We start from the raw sequence: 20,415 nt of genomic DNA, 5'->3' as shown, positions 1-20,415 counted from the left end.
CTGTGCGTTTGTAGAGGGCATGGTACTTGGAAAATGAAACTATCAAGCCCTCCAATTATGAGCGTTTCAAGATAGAGACGAAACCTGCTCCGCATGTGCATCAGATTCCGAACAAGTTTGACGTGAGCGCGAAGAAAGTGCGGCTTGCGGCTATGCTTGTGCATGAGGCTTTCGAGTACAAGCTCAACAAGGAAGTCGTTCTGAGTAGGCCGTGCATCTACGGCGTCTTCGGGGGACGGTTTGGCGGTTTCAAGCCCTTGAAGCACAAGTGTGTTGGGTGCATGAGGTGTGTCCAGGAATATCCGCACATTATGACGGTGAAACATTCTGAAAGTTACAAGAGACTGGGTGATTCGTTCTGGACGCCTGAGGCCGTGTTCACGATATGGAATGAGGCGTCGACTGGGAAGATTCCGGTGAAGGGGATGGGTTACAAGGGCGCGTTTGGTGGGGAGGGGTTTGATGGTATATGGACGGACATGTCAGAGATTGTTCGGCCCACAAGGGACGGCGTGTATGGTCGGGAGTACATCTCGACCAGTGTGGATATTGGCAGAAAACCTACCAGTGTCGACTTTGCCAAGATCGACCAGGCTTCTCGGACAATAGAAATTCCTGTTCCGATAATCTTCGACAAGCTTCCTGTAGGGGATAGGGCTGCTAGGTCGGCGGTTGGAATGGCGGCAGAGAAGCTCGGGACGTTCTATATCTCGAGACAAAGAACTGCTTTCGATTTCGGCCCCGGAAATCTCATACCAGTTGTTGACGAGGAGAGCGTTCAGGACGTCCTCGAAAGCCCTTCATCAATAGTGGAATATGATGCTGAGAAGTCGGATTTGTTCGATAAGCTGGCTAGCGGGCTTTCACGCTCCATTGTTATTGCTCGATTGCCTCTCCGAGAGGACACGGGAGATCAAGCGTGCAAGCTAGCACGGGAGGGAGTGCACGGCTTGCATCTGTATGCTGATTATCATGGCCAGGATTACTCGAAGGAGCCGAAGCACATCTCCCAATCTCTGAAGGAGGTCCATCAGCGGTTGGTGAAGGAGAGATTGCGGGACCAAGTCACGATTATCGCGAGTGGAGGGATAACTTTGGCGGAGCATGTTCCGAAGGCGATTATCTGCGGCGCGGATCTTGTCGGTATTGACACAACTACTCTCGTCGCTCTCCAAGCGGAGTTCAAGGGGGAGACCCGGGATAGGGCAGACTGTCAGTTGAAACCAAGAAAAATTGATCCAGAGTGGGGTGCTCAGCGTCTTGTGAATCTCTTCGGTGTCTGGCATGATCAGTTGATCGAGATTCTCAGCGCTATGGGAATGCGTGATGTTAGACGGTTGCGCGGGGATATTGGAAGATCGATGATGGACGCGGAGCTTAGGGAGCAGTCGTTCAAGGGGATACCATGGGCAACCAAGAGCTGATTGTTGAGAAGCATTCGGAGAGAATCCATCACGGGTTAGAGGTTCTTCCGTCTCTTCGTCATGGGTTGCCGGCGGGGCTGGGAAACAAGCGCTGGACCGCGGAGTTGATCTTGGCGACCTACGAGATGGCGTTAACCGGGGATTTACCGGAAAACGATCTGGAGTACAAGATTGGGAATTCAGGTGGGGGTTTTGATGTTCTCGGCTGGAAGAACAATGGTTTCGCAAAGATCGATGAACGCGATGCTGACCTTTCAATTTCTCTAAACAAGAGGGGGGAAGGTCGGAAAATCAAGATTCCTTTGCCGATTTATGGTGGTGGGATGTCCTTTGGTTCAATCAGTTTGAACTTCATGCTTGCGAGGGCGAGGGCTGCGAAGAAGCTGGATACTTTCACGTCGACTGGCGAGGGTGGTTATCCGGATGATATTGTTCCGTATCGGAATCATGTGATTACGCAGGTGGCGACAGGAATGTTCGGGGTTCGGGAGGAGACGATACAGTACGCTCCGATTGTCGAGTTCAAGTACGCTCAAGGCGCGAAACCGGGTCTCGGCGGGCATCTGCTGGCGGATAAGGTGACGTCGGAGGTTGCGAAGATGCGGGAGTCATCCATGTTTACCAGTCTTTACTCGCCGTTTCCCTTCCATAGCGTTTACTCAGTTGAAGATCACAAGAAGCATGTTGACTGGATCAAGACTGTGAATCCTCGAGCGTTGGTATCTGTGAAAGTGTCCACGCCAACTGATGTGGATATGGTAGCGATTGGGAGCTACTATGCTGGGGCGAACATCATCCATATCGACGGTGGGTATGGTGGGACGGGGGCGGCGCCAGAAATTGCGAAAAAAAACATTGCGATGCCGGTTGAGTATGCGATTCCGAAGGTCCACGATTATCTCGTATCGGAAGGCGTCCGGGACGATATCGTATTGATAGCTAGCGGCGGCATCAGGACAGCTGACGATATCGCGAAGGCGATCGCTCTAGGAGCTGATGGGTGTGTGGTAGCGACGGCGGAAGCGGTTGCTGTTGGTTGTACTCATTGTGGCAATTGTGAGAGAGGACGCGGCTGCCAGGTCGGCATAACGACAACAGACCCGGAGCTGTCACGGCTTATCGAGCCTGAATGGGGAGAGAAGAGAATTGTCAATCTCTACACAGCTTGGACCAAGCGGTTGAGATCCATACTAGCTGGTTTCGGATTGAAGAGTGTCCAGGATCTCCGAGGAAGAAAGGATCTGCTGGTGAGATACAAATGAATTCACAACAACAGATGGCCAAAGAATTCCACAAAATGTTCGGAGTACTCATCCGCTCCTCTCCCGGCCTCGTCGATCAAGCGACCAAGGAACTGAGGATAAGGCTGATTCGGGAGGAACTGGGAGAATTCGAGAAGGCGGCGAACGATAAGGATCTGGTCAAGATAGCTGACGCACTCGCCGATCTCCTTTACGTGATCTATGGGACAGGGGTGTCCTACGGAATAGATCTAGAACCCATCTTCAGAGAGGTCCACAGGTCGAACATGAGCAAGGGAGATCCCGATGTCCGCGTCATTAATGGTAAGATACAGAAGGCTAAGAACTACAGACCACCCGACCTCCAACCGATCTTAGAAACGATGTGACCGTGTGAGAACATTGCCCGGACAACAAATTATCGATTCAAGAAAATCACTGCCAGTCGACAGGGTCCCGGTGGGCAAGCAGGAGGCCGAGGGTGGATGCGGCGTTGTCGGTTTGGCATGTAATGCTCCACTCGAAGGAAAATATCTCCTCCAGTCCCTCGTCCAGATGCGGAACAGGGGAAATGGTAAGGGCGGGGGAATTGCGGCTGTCGGATTGGTCCCGGAACAGTTAGGGGTTTCCAAGAAAATTCTGGATGAGGATTACATCTTACAGGTTGCCTACCTCGATAAATCTGTTAGAAAACAGGTCGAGGACGAGCATATTCGACCATTCTTTGCCGTTGATCATGAGGCAAGAGTGGATTCTGTCGACGATTATCACTCGATTTCTGGTCTTGAGGTTGAACCGCCTGAAGTTTACAGATACTTTGTGAAGATCAAAAGAAATGCTCTTGCAAACTTTGCCCGTTTGAATGGTCTAGAAGGGCTCAAGGAAAACGAGGTTGAAGATGAATTTCTCTATCAGAACTCTTACCGACTGAATCAGCGGTATTACTCGTCGCTGGGCAAGAAGAAGGCCTTCGTCGTGTCCCATGGAAAGAACATGGTTGTTTTGAAGCTGGTGGGTTTTGGGGATGATGTCGTCAGGTATTATCAGCTAGAAAATTTCAAGGCTCATGTCTGGATTGGTCATCATCGGTATCCGACGAAGGGCAGGGTCTGGCATCCTGGTGGCGCGCATCCGTTCGTGGGATTGCATGAGGCCTTGGTGCATAACGGGGATTTTGCGAATTATCATTCCATAGTGGAATATCTAGCCCAGAGGAACATTCACCCGTTATTCTTGACGGATACGGAGGTCTCAGTGTTACTATTCGATCTTCTCAGCCGCGTCTACAAGTATCCGCTTGAGTATCTTATTGAAGCTCTGGCACCCACAACGGAGAGAGATTTTGAGATGCTGCCGGAGGAGAAGAAACAGATCTACCGATTGATACAGTCGACGCATATTCACGGGTCCCCTGACGGCCCATGGTTCTTCATCGTTGCGCGGAATGACGTGGAGAAGAATGCGTGGCAGTTGATCGGGATTACTGATACGTCGATGCTGAGACCCCAAGTGTTTGCTGTTCAGGAGGGGCCGATCAAGATCGGGATCATTGCATCAGAGAGACAAGCGATTAATGCTGTTCTCGGAAAATTGCAAGAAGATCAGAAGATACCCAGCAGGTTTGCAGACTCGTACTGGAATGCGAGGGGTGGAAGCTTCACGGATGGCGGAGCGTTTCTCTTTACTGTCAGAGATGGAGAGGATGGGAAGGAGTTGGAGTGTGCTGACAAGTTTGGAAAGGTTATCGATCTTCTCAAGCAAGACTGGTTGCCTCAAGCAGGGTCTAGTGTCTCTTTGAACGCGAGTATTGCGATTCAGCTGCAGAAGGGTCCCAGTACGCAGGACCCGTTGGGATTCTATGAGTATGTTCGTCCCGCGCTGAGGGATGCTGGCTTCCAGTATGTGGGAGAGATTCTTGAAGAACTGAAAAGACTGGCTAAGAAGGGAAAAGAGTCCCGACAATTCGCGATAAAATCACTCTCACTACTCTACGATAGAATCTACGACACAGGGCAGAAGAAACGAAGCTCACTACTGCAACTGTACCATGAAGCGTTGAACGACGTGTTCTCCGTTGTTTCACTATCGAACTACGACCTGTACATTCGACTCGATTGGAAGAACAAAACTAGACTGATCCATCCACTATTCGACTCGCAGGTACTGGTTGTCGACGCGCTAGAGTTTCCCGCCGAAGGAGAAGAGAGCGCCGCCCGGTTCGTGGTTAATGCGTACGGTCAAGGCTGGAAGAACATTCTACTCTACAACCTCCGCGGCCACCGATTCATCGGAAGCGGTCTCGGTCCACAAACGAATGGTTTGAAGATCGACTGCTACGGGGATGTCGGGGATTACGTCGCGTCGGGCATTGATGGATGCGAGATCACGGTTCATGGAGCTGCTCAGGACCAGGCCGCGCAGATCCTCAAGTACGGAAAACTAGTGGTTCACGGTGACGTAGGCCAGGCGTTTATGTACGCAGCAAAGGGCGGTGATGTGTACGTGCTCGGCAACGCAGCCGGACGCCCCCTCATCAACGCGGTTGGTCGACCAAGAGTCGTGATCAATGGGACGTGTCTGGATTATCTTGCAGAATCGTTCATGGCAGGAGACCTGTACAATGGTGGCGGGTTCGTTGTTCTCAACGGGTTGAAACCATCGATTGATGGACGATTCGTGGAGCAAGAGTTCCCATATCCGGGAAGCAACTTGTTCTCACTAGCCTCTGGTGGAGCGATATTCATCAGGGACCCCCACCGAAAAGTTTCGAGCGATCAATTGAACGGTGGACGACTAACGGACTTCACAGCGAAGGACTGGCAATTGATCTCGCCTTTGCTAGAAAGAAACGAAGAACTATTTGGGATATCAGTGAACAGTGATCTCTTGACGATCCATCGAAAACACGTGAGACCGGAAGAAGTTTATCGGAAGATAATACCCACCTCTCTACAAGAGCTGGCCTAACGAGTCGCGCGCCACAGAGATCGTGAGTAGTTTCGGGGTGCTTACCCGTCTATGTTCTACCCTGTGGAGAATGGGAATAGGATGGTCTTTGCTGGATGAGATCGGGTTGGCTCCGGGGTTCGTGCGGGAGGTGGTTGCAGCCTGGGAGGCGTGGGACGGAAAAGAGAATGCGCCGATGAAGCTGCAGCAGTTGATGCTAACCTCCGGATAGATGTCTACCGGCTCTACAAGACAGGCGTCCGTCCCCAGGAAAAGCCGAAAATCCCGGTCTACACCGACACTAGGCTATGCTGAAGCTCTCGGCTGCGGAGCTTTAAGGAACAACACCAACGCGACAAGACAGTACGGGATGCCGGATGAAAGGCCAGAGACTCTTCAGTAGGACCCACGTGTCATTCTACCGCGTCTCGAGAGGAAGAATAGGAGGCCGGTTATGGAATGCGCCAGTCCTTCTGTTAACAACCATCGGGCGTAGGGCAGGCAAGAAGAGGACAACGCCCCTTCTCTACCTTAGAGACGGCGAGCGCATCATCATAGTCGCATCTAATAGTGGCAGCGACAGGGAGCCCTCCTGGTGGACAAACCTTAGACACGATCCGCACGCAGAGGTCCAGATAAAGGGAAGAAAGAAGACGATGATTGGGAGAAAGGCATCAGAGGAAGAGAAAAGCGATTTCTGGCCGTTGCTGACCGAGATGTACCCGGCGTACGGCGACTACCAGCTTAAGACTAAACGGGAAATCCCCGTCGTAATCTTGACGGAAGACAACGGCTGAACGGCACACAGTAAGTCCGAGACCGCAACTCCTGACTGCAGTTAGAACAATTGCGCTATGCGTTCTTGTTCTTCGCAGTAATGTGCCTAGCCACTTGCTTCAGCCTCCGCCCGCCAACCGTTGCCCCCGCAGCCTTCGTCTTGTTCAACAGAGAATTCTCCAGGACCCTTGCGTACATCATCATGTACGGCGCCATAGCCAATACAATCTTGCTCTCAGCCTTCTGAATATCCTCCTCTCTCAAGAGGAAAACCCTCTTCAACACCTTCTTGGATTGTCCGCTCATGAAGCTGATTCTCGAGGAAGCCGTCCGTGAAGGAGCGATAAGGGTAGACCTAGCTTGGACCCTGTTCTTTGAGAAGCCAACCATACCTGAAGGACATGGTGGGAGGCTGCTGCCGTTTGCTAATTGGCTCTGGGACGAGCTGGGCAGGAAGGCAGGAAACCTGAACCGGAACTCCGTCGATGTGCTGACTCTGACCATACCCTCTCTAAGTGAGCAGGCGATGGATTTCCTGTTAAGATTAGCATCTTTCTGGTCGAGCGAGGTTTACCTGAAGAAGGACGGAGTGCTTTCAGAGAACCTTTGGAGGAAGCCAGTCGTAAACGTCTTTGATGATAGCCGTCTAGATGGATCTGAAAGCTCGCTAACGAGGAAACGGGAAGGATACTATACACGGTTCCTCAATCCGCTACTCGGGATCGGCCGGGCGGCCTTCAGGGTCGAAGTGATCGAAAATGGTGAATCATCTGCTCGACTCCACAGCCACAGCGAAGTCGACGAATACTATCTGATCCTCGACGGGTCGGGAACCCTCAGATTCAACGACAAAGAAGTGACGGTCAACCGGGGGGATCTTATTGGAAAGCCAACAGGGCCAGACGATGCGTCCCAGCTTATCGCGGATCGGGGGGAAGTCCTGCGTATACTTGACATGGAGGTATGGCACGACCGCCCCGACAACGCCAAAGATCTAATCCATAATCCCGATTTCAACGAGATTTTCATGAGAGGACGAGGGTGGGGCGCTCTTGTCCCGGCAGAGGCCTTCCTCAACCCCACCGACTTCGGAAAATACTACAATGATGGCTACAAACGTACCAAGGATGGCGGATGGGTTCCATCGAAATCGCGAGGACACAAGAAAGTCAGAGTGAAGTCATCGGCATGATGCTGATGCTCGTTAGTTGTTCGCTTTCTTGGCGGCCATCTGCATAGCAACCTGCTTCATCATTCTCCCGCCCACAGTCGCTCCTGCGGCCTTCGTCTTGTTCAACAATGGATTCTCCGGGACCCTTGCGTACATCATCATGTACGGGGCCATCGCCAGCACAATCTTGCTCTCAGCTTTCCGAATATGCTCCTCCAAGGTGCTCCTGGGCTGCCCCTGCTTCCGAGCCAATTCATCCGCAGTGACCCTTTTCGGAATCTCGTAGTACCCGTTTTCCACCGCGGTCACCAGCGCCCTCATCTGCTTCTCTGTTAACTGTCCAAACAAACTGCTCAGTGACAAGAGAAATGTGTCGTCGGTCATTCCTTCCGTGACACTCTTCTTGTGCAGCACTTCCGCGGTCCCGATCCTGTCCAATCCCCTGAGGAGACCCTTCAGATCGTTATCATCATATCCTACCAAACGGTGGTACTCCCATCCTCCGGCCATAACTAGCGGTGGAATTCGCATGAAGCCGCTCCGGTTAATAATCGGACTAATCGGCGTCCCCTTGTGATCAGAACCGCAACAACAAGTCCTTGCCACCAACTGGAACTTGTCCTGGCAGTACGTCCTTGAGATAATCTTCCCATCAAGATGCGCCTTCGTGGTCGCGGTGATCTCCTTCTGCAACTCCTCATACGAAGCGAGACCAGCAGCCTCTATCTCCAGAACATCCGTACCACCATTACACCAGAGCGAGAACCGTGCTGTCGGAAATTTCTCTGTGAGCTCGTTGTAGGAATCTCCGTGCCCGGGACCCGGCTGAAACCGGAAGAACAACTCGAACATGATATGAACGAGAGTTGTTATCGTAAGACGGGCATATAACCGGTGTGCCGGCGTACGCCAGCAACTAATACCAGTTGGACGACGGCAAAATAACTACCAGCGCAGGACGGCTCAAAGATAATCCGCAACGAACACGTCCTCCTTCACTTAGGTGAAAAAGAAATGGCAGTTAGAGAAGATTGGACGAGAATCACACGAAGCGTTCACAGTTTCATCTCGGCGCTCATCCCTTCAACAGGAGCGTCAAAGAGCAGCCGCACTAGCATTCCAATTCCTCCAAGGGTCCCGCAGACAAAACTCTTCGTCAGGAGTACCATGAGTCCGAGATTCCTTGCAGAAATCGAGCGTAAACGAAACCAGGCCTACCTGTCCAACCTGAGGAATCAGATCAGGTAAGAGGGAGAGCAAAGTGCAAGCAAGCGAAGAAAGGGGCTCAATGGACCTCGGATCAGCCGCGCAAGTCGAAGCTATCGCATACGATCCTATCCACCATTGCCCGGTATGCGGGCAGATCGCTCGATGCTTTACGGTAGACGGTTTCCACAACTGCAGCCTCTGCGGGTCAACGTGGCGGAAGGCGGCAGGGGATTCGTAAGAGAAACAGCTCGTCGGAGACGCTCACACACCTCCACTCTCCCACACATCCAACTTTCACATTCATGACGAGTCTCGAAAAAATTATTGAGTCCCAGTCTTGACGATTCTACTTTTACTCAAAGTAATCGTTCACTGTACTTATTTATTGTAAAGGAACCTCGGAGAATGATTGCGAAGGTCAAGGGAAGAAATACTGTTCGGCATTCTGAAATCATGCGCCTACGACAGATTATCAGTATACCAGATCATGATCTCGCAGAACCTATCCTACAAACTATTGAAGTCCTGCCTTGATCGTCTCGCAAAATCCAAACTAGTTAGTCTGGACGTAGAAGAGAGGAGAAAAGTTGTCGGCACGACACGAGCGGGCTTGGATGCTTTGAAGCACTACCGCAACGCCCTTTCCCTTCTCCACGAGAAATTCTAGTCCACCCTACAATCCCAGTATCAGTGTTCTAGATCACAGTTTCTTCATGGTTTAAGTCATCAGTCAATCTGTTCTGCGACCGGAGAAAAAATTGAAGGCTCGCACACTAGCGATATGCATTCTCTCGATGACGGTGATGGTTTTTGCTTCACCTAGCCTTGTTCAACGGGCGCACGCTTCGCTCTGCGGCAGCAATTACACCTATGGTAGCGCCTCTTGGACTCCTGTCACAGGCAAGTACATTCAGATCACAGCAATTGCCTGCGGCAGGGGCACGGGGACATTCACCAGCACCCATAATGAAGTGAGGTGCAGCACCAGCAGCCCATCAAGTGACTGGAGCTTCGGAAGCGGAGCCTACGATTTCGTAGGCTACAAACGCGACTGGTCGGTAGCGTACAGCCAGGTCGTTTCTACATCGAATATCTGTCCCAATAGCTCCCTCGACCTAGGGAGCACAGGTACCTGGGAGAGTTGGACAGGAGACGGATCTCCTAGCTACACGTTGACCGTGACCTATGTCCCGACTGGAGCGTCAACAACACTCTCGACCTGGGCCATGGACTGCGCAACCTCTTTCTGCCCAGTCTGACAACTAACTTCCCTCTTTTTTCTTTTTTTGGAAATCGATCAGGACTGTTGGCGGTCAGATTGCGGCCTTGGTGCCTGTCCCGACTATCGCTTCTCCTCCAAGTCTAACTGGACCTGATGGAAACATGCCGCGTAATGTTTGGACCAATTCTTCTCTCACGTCCTTTTTCTTTTCGGGAGACATTTTCGAGAGAAGTAGAACGATGGGTCCTGCTGTCTCTGTTGACGCTTCCCAGTATTCTTCCGGACTCTTCGCGTCAAACACGGTTACATCGGCTGTCTGAGACTTGAAGTTTGAAAAGCCAGCTTTTGTGAAGAGTCCCCCAAGCATTTCTTGGCTTGGAATACCGAAGGGTCCTCCGGGGGTCCCTGGCGGAAGAGGCTTAGTGTCTGGAAGATGTTTCATTACGGCCTTCATGGGCACGGAGAAGAATGGAGCTTTTTCGGGAGGACCCCACACAACGACGGAAGCTTTCCCGCCAGGCTTGAGGACCCGGCGAATGGCCTTGAGCATGCGAACAGGGTCAGGCATGAACATCAGTCCTAGACGGCAAACTGCGGCGTCGAAACTGCTATCCTGTAATGCTGGCAGATCGTCGTGTTCATTCACCTGAGACGTCACATCCTTGAGACCCTGAGAAGCCATTCGCTCCCTCGCCACGACCAACATACCCGGAGCCAAGTCGACTCCCACAACTCTTCCGTTTGACCCGACAATGTTCGCAATCGTCAACCCGGGTTCGCCTGTTCCACAGGCCAGGTCGAGAACCGAGTATCCGGGTTTGATGCCGGTACTCTTCACCAGTAGGTTGGTGAGAGGTTGAAGATTGTGGATGAACTGTCTCTCCCACTTTTTCCAGCCTGGCGCAGATGCGTCCCACTGCATTCGTTGACGCTGCTTAATCTCGTCCGACTGTAAGGTTGACATTTCGGCCAACTCGGGCTGGCTGAAATATGTCTTAAGCTTTTTGAGAATTGAGAGGGGTCTGAGCTGTTCTATCGTACTTTCATTTTCTTGAGGAGGTCGGCGAATCGCTCGTCGGATGCGAGGCTTCTGAGAAAGGGCTCGGCGCTGACGGTGCAGAGGTCAGGATCGCGATCCACAAACGCTCTTTCCAGCAAGTCGAACGCCCGATCCCGATCTCCGATAACAGCATAGTATCGTGCGAGATGGAACGCGGTGACCTGATCTTTCCCCACTACCGCGGCAGTCTCCTCGAAGACCTCCTTCGCCTTCGCAAGGTTCCCTGCCATAGCATATACGCAAGCCACCCCAATCCTGATCGCCTTGTACGCTGATGGGATGAGAGAGGCAATCTTCTCGATGAGATTAATTGCCTCCCCATAAGACCCCCGGTCAACCGCTAGCAACGCCTGCAGAGCTAGACCCCCGACAAAGCTCGGATCCAAGTCGAGCGCCTTTTGCGCATATTCTTCAGCCAAGTCGAGATTCCCAATCGACTCGTATCCATGGCCGAGATTGACGTTGATGATTGGAGACAAAGGGTCGAGCTCAAGCGCCTTCTTCGCTTCCATCATCCCCTCGTCTACCCGCCCCAAAGTCGGTCCGAGAAGTATCGAGAGCCAGTGGTGAGCTGTGGCATAGTTAGGGTTCAGCTCGATCGCCTTCCGATACTCGCGCTCCGCGCCAGCCCAGTCCCAGTCGGCATCGGACCGGAGTAAGCCTAACGAAGCGTGCCCTTCAGCGAGATTGTTGTCCAGCTCCAATGCACGCGCAATCGCCTTCTCTGCTTGCGGATACCCATCCTTCGCCGGCAAGTAGCTGTTGATAACTAGCAGATTGTAGCAGTCTGCGATCCCGACGTGAGGTAAGGGGAATGAGGGGTCCTTCTGAGCCGCGGCCCGGAAATGCTCGATTGCCTCGGTCATTCCTTCCTTCGAGCGTTTGTTCCAGAGAAACCGGCCCTTCAAGTACAACTCGTAGGATTCAACGTTTCTAGTCCCCTGTTTCTCGATGTTCCGCTTGTCCCCCGGCAATAGTTCGATCTGCAACGAGTCCACGACCTTCCGGGCTATCTCCTTCTGAACAGCGAAGACATTCTCGATCTTCCTCTCATAGTCCTGTGACCATACGTGCTCGTCCCGCCTGACATCGATCAGTTTCACTGTGATCCGCAGATCATCCGCAGCTTTCCTCACGCTTCCCTCAAGGATACTGCCGACGTTGAGTTCTTGCGAGATCTCTTCAACGCTCTTGGCAGTCTGCTTGTACCTCATCACAGATGTTCTCGAGATCACCTTCAACCTCCCAATCTTCGAAAGAGTAGAGATCAACTCTTCAGTCATACCATCGGCAAAATACTCGTCCTTGGGATCTGGACTAATGTTCACGAACGGCAGAATGGCAATTCGCTCTCTCCCCGCCGCGACCCTCTCAACCTTGGGACCAGCACCTTTCTGTTTCGGACCTCGCAGCCAACCCTTGATCCCCAGCCCCTCTCCTCCAGGTTTCAGCTAGCCCACCACCCCGGTTTATCCTATCTTGAAAGTATCACGGCTCAAGAGAACCGGTCACGGTTTAAGATATCGTCGTCCTCTCGTTCAAATCTTACTCCAATGAAAGGGGCAGATGATAATCTCAGGAAGTCGGTCAAGTCTAATGAGCAGGCCTGAATTCAGCTTGGACCTAGAGCAGCCCTCGACGAGCAACTAACCTAGTATCAATCTGTCTCTGATGAATTCGTCGAAGAGCTCGCCCACTTACTGAAGGCCCCCTCAGGGGGGCTGTATCGCTTTTGTTGAGTCACTTGTCTCGGATGTGTAATCACCCCCACAACTATAGACTTCCCTCTCTTAGGCGCGCTTCAGCGTTATTGCTGTGACGAAGAACGCTAGGATTCAGTCCTTTTAGGATCACTCAACCCTCCAGAATACTCGCGTGGTGGACGAACATGACTAGTGGATTGAGAGAGTGGTTGTTACAATTGCCGGGTGTTGTTGAAGGACCGCATAGTTTTGGCGGAACTGAATATCAGGTCAACGGTCGCCAGTTCATGCACAGCCATGGCCCGAGATATCTGGACATTCACTTGTCGCGCGAGGACCAAGAGCGGGTGCTTCGTGAAGGCAAGGCTGAGAGGCACCGGTTTACACCGGCACGGGCCGGATGGGTTACCTTCCATGTACGATCCGAGGGAGATGTCGAGAAGGCGAAGGAATTGATCACATTGGCCTACAATGATGCGCGGAAGATAACGGCGTTTCGAGAACAGCGTCCTTCTTCATGATTATCCATTCGAAATCTATCCGTCTTTAGACCACCTCCCCTAGGGGATCGGAGCTCGGAAAATTGCACCAGGTGCACTAGCTTCCCCTTACGGTTTAATATCGTGTTCGGGGTTCAATAGCGTCCTGCGTTGTCCACGTTGGAGCCTCCGCCAGCTATCGAGAAGTCGCTAGCTGAAGCGACGCAGCATGTGGGCAAATACCAGTGGACGAAAGCGGCCGAAGATTATCAGCGAATCTTAAGTCAGCTCGAAAACACAAACGATCAGGCCCGAATAGCAGACGTGTCCGAGCGTCTCGCAAGATCTTTCTTTTACGCATCATTCCAATCTAGAACAAGAGACGAATTCAAAAATCTCATGGGTCTTTCACAAGATGCCGAGGAAAAAGCGGTCCACGCTTACCAGACCTCTGGTTTAGAAGACCTCGCAAAGAGAGCGCAAGCCCGAGCCTCCTTCTCTAAATTCTGGGCTCTGGACGATGTAAACGAAAAGCGAGATGTTCTAGGAAAGTGTGTGCGGTTAGCGCAACAATCGGCCCACTTTCTCGAGGTTCGCGGTCACAAGGCTGAACTTGCGGAGACCTTATTGGACCTACTGTCCTACAAGGAGAAGGCTATCCATCTCTCACAAGAACGAAGAGAGCTAGTTGACCTCTTCGAGTCTGCTCTCGAGACTGCCTGGAGAATAGTTGAGGACGAGACTCTCGCTCAAGAAGAGATCAGACTTGGAGCGGTTAACCTTCTCGCCCGGTTGTACATGTCAGGAGACTACGTTCTAGAAAAACCGAGATACGAAGAACTCGAAAGAAAACTGGAGAAGCTAAAGGATCGCATACCCAAAATCCAAGAAAAAATAGGAACAACCTACGCCGACGCCCTATCCGCGGAGGCACTACTCATCTTGGCAGGTGACCTCGAAGGAGACATTCCCAAAGCCCTCGGTCTGTACGAGAAGGGCATGGGAATGGCAAAAGAGCTACAGGACCAATACGTGATCGGAAGATTTCACATCCCCGCTGCAGCCATGACACGATGGGCGGGCTTGGGAGAGGAGTACGCGGAAAAACGAAGAGAACAGCTCGAGAAAACGATCGAGTTAGCACAATACGCGATCGTCAATCTCCAACCCTCATCACCTGGCGAATATCTGAAACGTGCGTACGGAATACAAGTTGACGCCTCCAACTATCTCGCACTAACAGTTGAGACCAACATCGACAAGAAGAGAAGCGTTCTCCGGAAAGCCATAGAGACGACAAAGAGTGCGATGAGATATGAAAATCAGTCCTTCTTGACCGGAATGGGACACCAGCTCAGCAGAGCCATGTACCTGCTTGCCATGATGGATGCTGGAAACGAAGAGAAAACCCGCCTCCTCAAAGAGGCTTTGCCTATCAGGGAGGAAACAGTTCGCGTTCTGGGACTCCTAAGCCCTCACTCCTTCAGTAGGGGAGCGATGATAAACTATCTCGCTCTGATCAAGGCCGAGTTATCAGATCTAGAAAATAACCACCAACAGAAACTCAACATGCTCAAGGAAGCAGCTTCAGACATGGCCCAATGCGTAAAACTGTGCGCAACAATCACAGGAATAGTCCCCGGTCTCCCGGGACAAGTCCGCGCTCAAGCACAATACGCGGAGTGGCATGGTGACATTCTCCAAAAGCTCTACAACCTGACGAGTGAAGCCCCCATAGGACGAGAAGCCATCCACGCTTACCAACAATCCATATCGCATCTCGCCAAGTCTGGAAGCCTGGCCTCGATCGCGCCTATCCGGTGGAAAATTGCGCAGGCCCACGATCAGTTGAGAGAATATCAAGAAGCCTCCGAATCGTTCCGACAAGCAGCACAGGACTATGGCCTGGCTGGAAAAAAGATCCAAGCGTTGAACGAAGTATTCCAAGAATATGCTCGGTACATGGAAGCTTGGGAAGTCATAGAAGAGGCCAGACTGAAACATGATCGAGAGCAGTACACGGCCTCCGCTGAAGCGTATACGAAGGCTGCCGAGCACCTGAGAAGCATCAAGAACTGGAGTCATCTCTCACGTCACTATACTGCCTGCTCGTTTCTCGAACTGGGAGAGGGCATGAGCCGCCAAGAAAGGCAACAATCCGCGATCGAATCTTTCAACGCCGCAAAAACCAACTTCCAAGAAGGATTAGTTGAGCTGGAACAGAAACCCGCAACAACTCCGGCCGATACCGAAAGAAGAGAACTGGACAACTGGCTCGAGATGACTCGGGGGAGGCTCAAGTATACTCTGGCGAGATTGCAGCTCGAAGAAGCGAAGATTCTCGATTCAAGGATGGAAGAGGAAGCTAGCTCCGCCAAATACCGTCTATCTTCTGACAGCTTCAGGAAATTGTCCAATGAGACTCTTCACCAGGGAACACGAGCTGAACTCGACACGCTGAGCACCCTCTGCGAGGCTTGGGCGAAGATGAAAAGCGCGGAGGCTACAGCTTCACCTGAGCTATACGCGGAGGCCGCTTCGACCTTCAAGCTGGTCGAATCTAAGCCGGGCAGTAAGAAAACCAAGCTAGGCGCTCTAGCAAACTCTGCGATGTGTAAAGCGCTAGAGTTGGGTGTTACTTTTCGTCGAACACGAGACCCCGGACTCTACCAGTCGATAAAAACGAATCTGGAAACCGCCGCAGACTTCTATGAAGAAGCGGGAATTCGAAAAGCTGCGGATTGGACGAGGGCAACCCAGAGGTATTTCGACGCTCTAACCTATCTGAGACAGGCCGAGATTGAGATCGATTCTAAGAAAAGAAAGGAACTGTTTCAGCTCGCTGAAAACCACTTACAACTGGCCGCAACGATCTACGGAGAAGCCGGTTACGTGGCGAAGAGAGAAGAATCTCTCCGACATCTAGAGAGAGCCCGCGAGGAAAAGCAGCTACTGTTGATGCCAGTGGAAGTTCTAGCAGAAAGCCCTACGGTCGCCGATGTGACAATTTCACCAATGTCCTTAGCTGAAGACCGCGCGACTGGTCTTGAGAAATTTGAGAACGCTCACGTTGTGGGAAGCATGCGATTATCCGCGACAGACGTGACAGCCGGCGAACAAATCACGATCGACCTCCAGCTCGTCAATATAGGAAAGGCCCCTGCGATTCTTGGCATGATAGAGAGTCTGGCCGTCAAGGGCTTAGAGCTTCAAGCACGAGAGGGAGAGCTCTCGATAGAAAGTCACGGTATCAGCTTGAGGGGAAGACGCCTCGAGCATCTCAAGAGCTACGCGGCGAGTGTCACCGTTCGCGCTCGTAGGAAAGGTGATTACGTGCTGAGACCTCGCCTGACTTTTCTTGACGAGAATGGAAAGCATGGCTCCTACGCATTCGACCCTGTCATGGTCCGGTCAAGAGAGACAGGCTTTCTAGGCTGGATTCGCGGTCCCAGCTAAGCCACACTCTCGTACTTGTATCCGTTTCTTCCCTTGTCAATCCCCCGATTCCGACAATGTTAAATTCTCATCACCGAGAAGCTGAATTTCGATTCCACACCAGCTTGCTCCCTCTTCTAGGGCGGGCCCGCAGGCGGGTTGAATAGAAAATTGCTCTCGAGGTGAGTGCAGATAGTAATCAGTTGGCTGAGTCAGGGACGCAAATCCGCCTCATATAAGATAGTCTTACTTCTGAGCCTCGCGATTGCTTCGTCACAGCTCCTGTTAACAATCAGTTCACAATCAGTGACACCGACTCCGGCGCCTTCCCCGGAGGCGGCTGCAACACCCATGCTTCCACCCTTCGTCGGTCGAGTATGCCTAGTCCCGGGGGATTCTACTGCCTGTCCGCAAACTCTTCCTCGCCTGACTGCAGACTCTACCGGTCGGTTAGACGTCTCGGTAAACGTTCTCGGATCACCCAGCTTCAACGCGTCAGGGGTATACCTTCACTGGGACCCAACCGTAATGAACGCGACTGGCCTGGACCTGACGAACACAATTCTCGCTAGTCACATCAGTGATAGTTGCATCAACAATGTCGGATCTGGATGTGGATCGCACGATGGCTTCGGCGTCGCACATCTTGATATCATCGGCGCCAACACAGCCGCTCCATCCTCGGGCCGACTGTTCAAAATATCTCTCATAGGACCAGCCGGAGCAGATCCTCACATCGGATTTGCAACGGGCTGTTCCACAATCTCAATCGGATTTGCCTCGACAACGGGCAGCGTACCGAACACTGATCTATGTTTGATCTTGGGCATGTTCACGACCACTATCTGCACGACCCTTTGCATAGCAACCCTAACAGCGGACCCTGAAAGTGTTCAATCACAATCGCTAGGAGTGCATCTTCCAACTGCTCTCTCTTCGGTACCACGTCCAGGCAATATCACAGGCATTTTTACGGGAGGCGGCGCGCCGAACTTCGCTGACACATGGGTCTTGCCCTATCAGGTCGTGCTACCGGGCAACATCACCGGCTGGAAAGCCCAGTTCATGAACGGCGTAATAAATTCGACTACCGTCCCACCAACCCCCATAGGGATCCAGCTCAAAGTATTCAGGAAGACCATCCCGACCGCACCAACCCTCCTCACAGTTGCTGAGGCAGGGCCAATCCATGATCCGAGACCCGTGCTTTCAGCCAGACTACCCGATTATCCGTTTGTGCTCACTGAATGGACAGTCATACCTTACTACACGGACAGTCTGATCACTGTTCTCCCTGGCGATTTCATCGGGCTTACAATCCAGTCAAATTCCACCTACGGAATCTATGAGTATCCAACCACGAATGTTACCGGCTCAGCAAGGATCGTTACGAGGAACGTTCCTCTCAACGGCACAATCAATCTAGCGGACATTTTCACAGGCACACTCCCTGGATCCGCACCGGCCGTCGAGATAACAATTCAACCTTCTCCAGCTAAGCTCGACACCCCAGGGGATGGAATACCTGACTTCGTCGCTCTATCCCCGGAGATGCAAGCTCTTGGGGTCGATCCATGCCGGAAAACCGTGCTAGTACAACTGGACTACATGCAGCCAGCTCAAGGTCTCTACACTTTCAAGCCGCTTCAACAGGCTCTTGACATTGTGACCAATGCTTTCGACTCGGCTCCTACTCCAGCTGCCGCAAGTTGTCCATACCAAGGATTTCCCTTGAAGTCAACCGGCATCAAGCTCATATTTGATGTCAGGAACGCGATTCCCGAGCAGGATGCCCTTAGCTTCACACATAGCGAACCCATGTCGTTCGACACCGTGAAGGCAACCTACTTCGACGCTAACAGGGCGCACTACTTCCACTATGGCCTGTTCATCAACCAGACATCTCCAGGCGACACTGAGTCCGGCGTTGGGGAGACATTCGGAAGCAACTTCATTGTCAGTCTTGGTCTTTGGACCAACAAGGTAGGATCAGTAAACGAGCAAGCGGGCACGCTCATGCATGAGCTAGGTCACAACCTTGGTCTAATGCATGGTGGCACTGATGAGGTCAACAGAAAACCCAACTATCTTAGCGTGATGAGCTACGAACACCAAGTAGTAGGCATCATAACAAAGACTCCGACAGGAAACGTGACCCGATTCGACTATTCAAGCCAAGCCTTGCCGACGCTTAACGAGACTAGCCTGAACGACTGGACGGTCTTGTCGAACGCGAGCGACTATACGAGCTGGGTATGTCCTGACCATCGAACCGTGAAGAGAGACCTGCTGAATCATCCGTTGGACTGGAGCTGCAGTGGAACCTTCACCGCAGGCATCGTGAACGATCTCAATAATGACACTCTGAAAAGCGTTCTGACCGGTCATGATGACTGGTCAAATCTTCGGTTCAACTTCGTCCAGAGTGACAACTTCAATGTTGGCTGCAGGATAAACTGCGACATCGGATGCCGAATTAACTGTGATATCGGATGCAGGATCTTCTGTGACATAGGCTGTCGCATAGGGTGCGACATTGGGTGTCGGATAGGATGCGACTTTGGCCAGGAACTTAACCGCCCGACAGCAGTCGCGATCGAGGCTAGCTGGGCTGCCTACTTCTCGACACCGCATCGCTCCACATCCATGAGCGTCAACTGTGTTCCCGCTTCCGTCGTAGTGAACAATCCTAGCACCTGCACTGCCTCGGTGAGCGATGCCGACTCTGGGACATCAAAAACCCCCACCACGACCGTTAGCTTCCTGAGCAGCCAGTCGGGAACATTCACTCCTTCCACCTGCTCCTTGACGGGCACTGGGGCGACCGCGACCTGCGCAGTAAGCTACAGCCCCGCCGCTACTTCTGTCGGCCCCCAGACTATTACCGGTGGCTATGCAGGGGATGTGAGCCACCTCGGCAGCAGCGGGTCCACCTCGATCAACGGCCTCTCCTTCCCCACCTTCCCAGTTAGCACCAATACTACTCTAACCACTGACCTTACCGGTCGCATAGTGATCGGTGCGGACAATGTCACGTTGAATTGTAACGGGCACACTATCCAGGGAATCACAACAGACCAGCTCGCAGGCGCATATCCAGGCATTCTGTTGAATAATCGGAGGGGAGTGATTGTTGAAAACTGTCGAGTCACAAACTTCTACATAGGAATCCAGCTCTTATCCTCAACGCGAAGTCTTGTCTTCCATAACAGCGCCTATTCCAACAGCTACGGATACATGATAACCCAGTCTACCCTCGATGCGCTGTTCCTCAACAATGCGACCAATAATCTTCACGATGGTTTCCGCTTGGAAGCATCAAGCCTTATCGGTCTCGCAGGCAACCGGGCAAACATCAACCATGATAACGGGTTTCTATTAATCAGCTCACCATCGAACGGTATTCTATTCAACAGCGCGAACGGGAACGGCGCCTATGGATTCGCACTGACCTCACATTCCTCCAACAACCTTGTTCAGAGTAATCTTGCATGCACGAACAGCATCTTTGACGCGTATCAGGACACGACGAGCACTGGCAATATCTACAGGAACAACATATTCTGCAAGACCAGCGGACTACCTCGCAGGACCTGACCCCACCAAGCGACTAGAACGGGAAATACGCAATCGAAGACCACTTTGGAATCGACGATGGAAAAACGTTTCTGGAATCGTTCTTGAAACTCGCGTCTGAAACAGGTACTAAAACCAGAAGTGAATCTGTACCGTGAATTCTCAAGGGGTC

The 20,415-nt window shown here is 52.1% G+C and carries 16 protein-coding genes; 12 read left to right on the top strand and 4 right to left on the bottom strand.

Features of this window, described 5'->3' with window-relative positions; genetic code table 11:
* Positions 1–26 precede the first annotated feature (26 nt).
* The 5 genes from VGS11_09820 (at position 27) to VGS11_09800 (ending at position 6,408) form a co-directional block, all read left to right on the top strand.
* Positions 27–1,424, top strand: a complete 1,398-nt coding sequence (locus VGS11_09820) for a glutamate synthase-related protein (GenBank protein ID HEV2120383.1) — start codon at positions 27–29, stop codon at positions 1,422–1,424.
* Positions 1,406–2,686 (top strand): FMN-binding glutamate synthase family protein, encoded by a 1,281-nt coding sequence (locus VGS11_09815; GenBank protein HEV2120382.1) that lies wholly within the window; start codon positions 1,406–1,408, stop codon positions 2,684–2,686. The genes VGS11_09820 and VGS11_09815 overlap by 19 nt, the downstream gene beginning before the upstream one ends.
* On the top strand, positions 2,683–3,054 hold the full coding sequence (locus VGS11_09810; GenBank protein HEV2120381.1) for a nucleoside triphosphate pyrophosphohydrolase family protein: 372 nt from the start codon (positions 2,683–2,685) through the stop codon (positions 3,052–3,054). Before VGS11_09815 ends, VGS11_09810 begins: the two co-directional genes overlap by 4 nt.
* Before the next feature lie 13 nt (positions 3,055–3,067).
* A complete protein-coding gene (locus tag VGS11_09805; GenBank protein HEV2120380.1) occupies positions 3,068–5,632 on the top strand; it encodes a hypothetical protein in 2,565 nt (854 codons plus the stop codon).
* 356 nt (positions 5,633–5,988) lie between these two features.
* Positions 5,989–6,408, top strand: coding sequence for a nitroreductase family deazaflavin-dependent oxidoreductase (locus VGS11_09800; protein HEV2120379.1), 420 nt, complete (start codon positions 5,989–5,991; stop codon positions 6,406–6,408).
* A 55-nt stretch (positions 6,409–6,463) separates the two neighbouring features.
* Here the strand turns inward: VGS11_09800 and VGS11_09795 are convergent, their stop codons facing one another.
* Positions 6,464–6,694, bottom strand: a complete 231-nt coding sequence (locus tag VGS11_09795) for a hypothetical protein (protein HEV2120378.1) — start codon at positions 6,692–6,694, stop codon at positions 6,464–6,466.
* Here VGS11_09795 and VGS11_09790 point away from each other — a divergent pair.
* Complete coding sequence (locus VGS11_09790; GenBank protein HEV2120377.1) at positions 6,693–7,580, top strand: cupin domain-containing protein; 888 nt, start codon at positions 6,693–6,695, stop codon at positions 7,578–7,580. The two genes, VGS11_09795 and VGS11_09790, sit on opposite strands and share 2 nt — an antisense overlap.
* Before the next feature lie 12 nt (positions 7,581–7,592).
* Here the strand turns inward: VGS11_09790 and VGS11_09785 are convergent, their stop codons facing one another.
* The gene (locus VGS11_09785; protein HEV2120376.1) at positions 7,593–8,411 is read right to left on the bottom strand and encodes a helix-turn-helix domain-containing protein; all 819 of its coding nucleotides are present in this window, start codon (positions 8,409–8,411) and stop codon (positions 7,593–7,595) included.
* Positions 8,412–8,573: 162 nt separating this feature from the next.
* Here VGS11_09785 and VGS11_09780 point away from each other — a divergent pair, with 162 nt between their 5' ends.
* The 3 genes from VGS11_09780 (at position 8,574) to VGS11_09770 (ending at position 10,027) form a co-directional block, all read left to right on the top strand.
* The gene (locus VGS11_09780) at positions 8,574–8,807 is read left to right on the top strand and encodes a hypothetical protein (GenBank protein HEV2120375.1); all 234 of its coding nucleotides are present in this window, start codon (positions 8,574–8,576) and stop codon (positions 8,805–8,807) included.
* A 370-nt stretch (positions 8,808–9,177) separates the two neighbouring features.
* A complete protein-coding gene (locus VGS11_09775; protein ID HEV2120374.1) occupies positions 9,178–9,435 on the top strand; it encodes a winged helix-turn-helix domain-containing protein in 258 nt (85 codons plus the stop codon).
* Positions 9,436–9,526: 91 nt separating this feature from the next.
* The gene (locus tag VGS11_09770; GenBank protein HEV2120373.1) at positions 9,527–10,027 is read left to right on the top strand and encodes a hypothetical protein; all 501 of its coding nucleotides are present in this window, start codon (positions 9,527–9,529) and stop codon (positions 10,025–10,027) included.
* Between the two features lie 54 nt (positions 10,028–10,081).
* Here the strand turns inward: VGS11_09770 and VGS11_09765 are convergent, their stop codons facing one another.
* Positions 10,082–10,954, bottom strand: a complete 873-nt coding sequence (locus VGS11_09765; protein HEV2120372.1) for a class I SAM-dependent methyltransferase — start codon at positions 10,952–10,954, stop codon at positions 10,082–10,084.
* Between the two features lie 68 nt (positions 10,955–11,022).
* Positions 11,023–12,378 carry a hypothetical protein gene (locus VGS11_09760; protein HEV2120371.1) on the bottom strand — a complete coding sequence of 452 codons (1,356 nt, stop codon included), beginning with the start codon at positions 12,376–12,378 and terminating at the stop codon, positions 11,023–11,025.
* A 560-nt stretch (positions 12,379–12,938) separates the two neighbouring features.
* Here VGS11_09760 and VGS11_09755 point away from each other — a divergent pair.
* From VGS11_09755 to VGS11_09745, 3 genes are all read left to right on the top strand, one after another.
* Positions 12,939–13,274, top strand: coding sequence for a luciferase family protein (locus tag VGS11_09755; GenBank protein HEV2120370.1), 336 nt, complete (start codon positions 12,939–12,941; stop codon positions 13,272–13,274).
* Between the two features lie 129 nt (positions 13,275–13,403).
* On the top strand, positions 13,404–16,688 hold the full coding sequence (locus tag VGS11_09750; GenBank protein HEV2120369.1) for a hypothetical protein: 3,285 nt from the start codon (positions 13,404–13,406) through the stop codon (positions 16,686–16,688).
* A 165-nt stretch (positions 16,689–16,853) separates the two neighbouring features.
* A complete protein-coding gene (locus tag VGS11_09745) occupies positions 16,854–20,264 on the top strand; it encodes a right-handed parallel beta-helix repeat-containing protein (GenBank protein ID HEV2120368.1) in 3,411 nt (1,136 codons plus the stop codon).
* Positions 20,265–20,415 lie beyond the last annotated feature (151 nt).

The organism is Candidatus Bathyarchaeia archaeon (assembly GCA_035935655.1).
GTDB lineage: Archaea > Thermoproteota > Bathyarchaeia > 40CM-2-53-6 > 40CM-2-53-6 > 40CM-2-53-6.
Note: the sequence above shows the minus strand (reverse complement) of the source record. Positions and strands in the feature narration are given on the sequence as shown.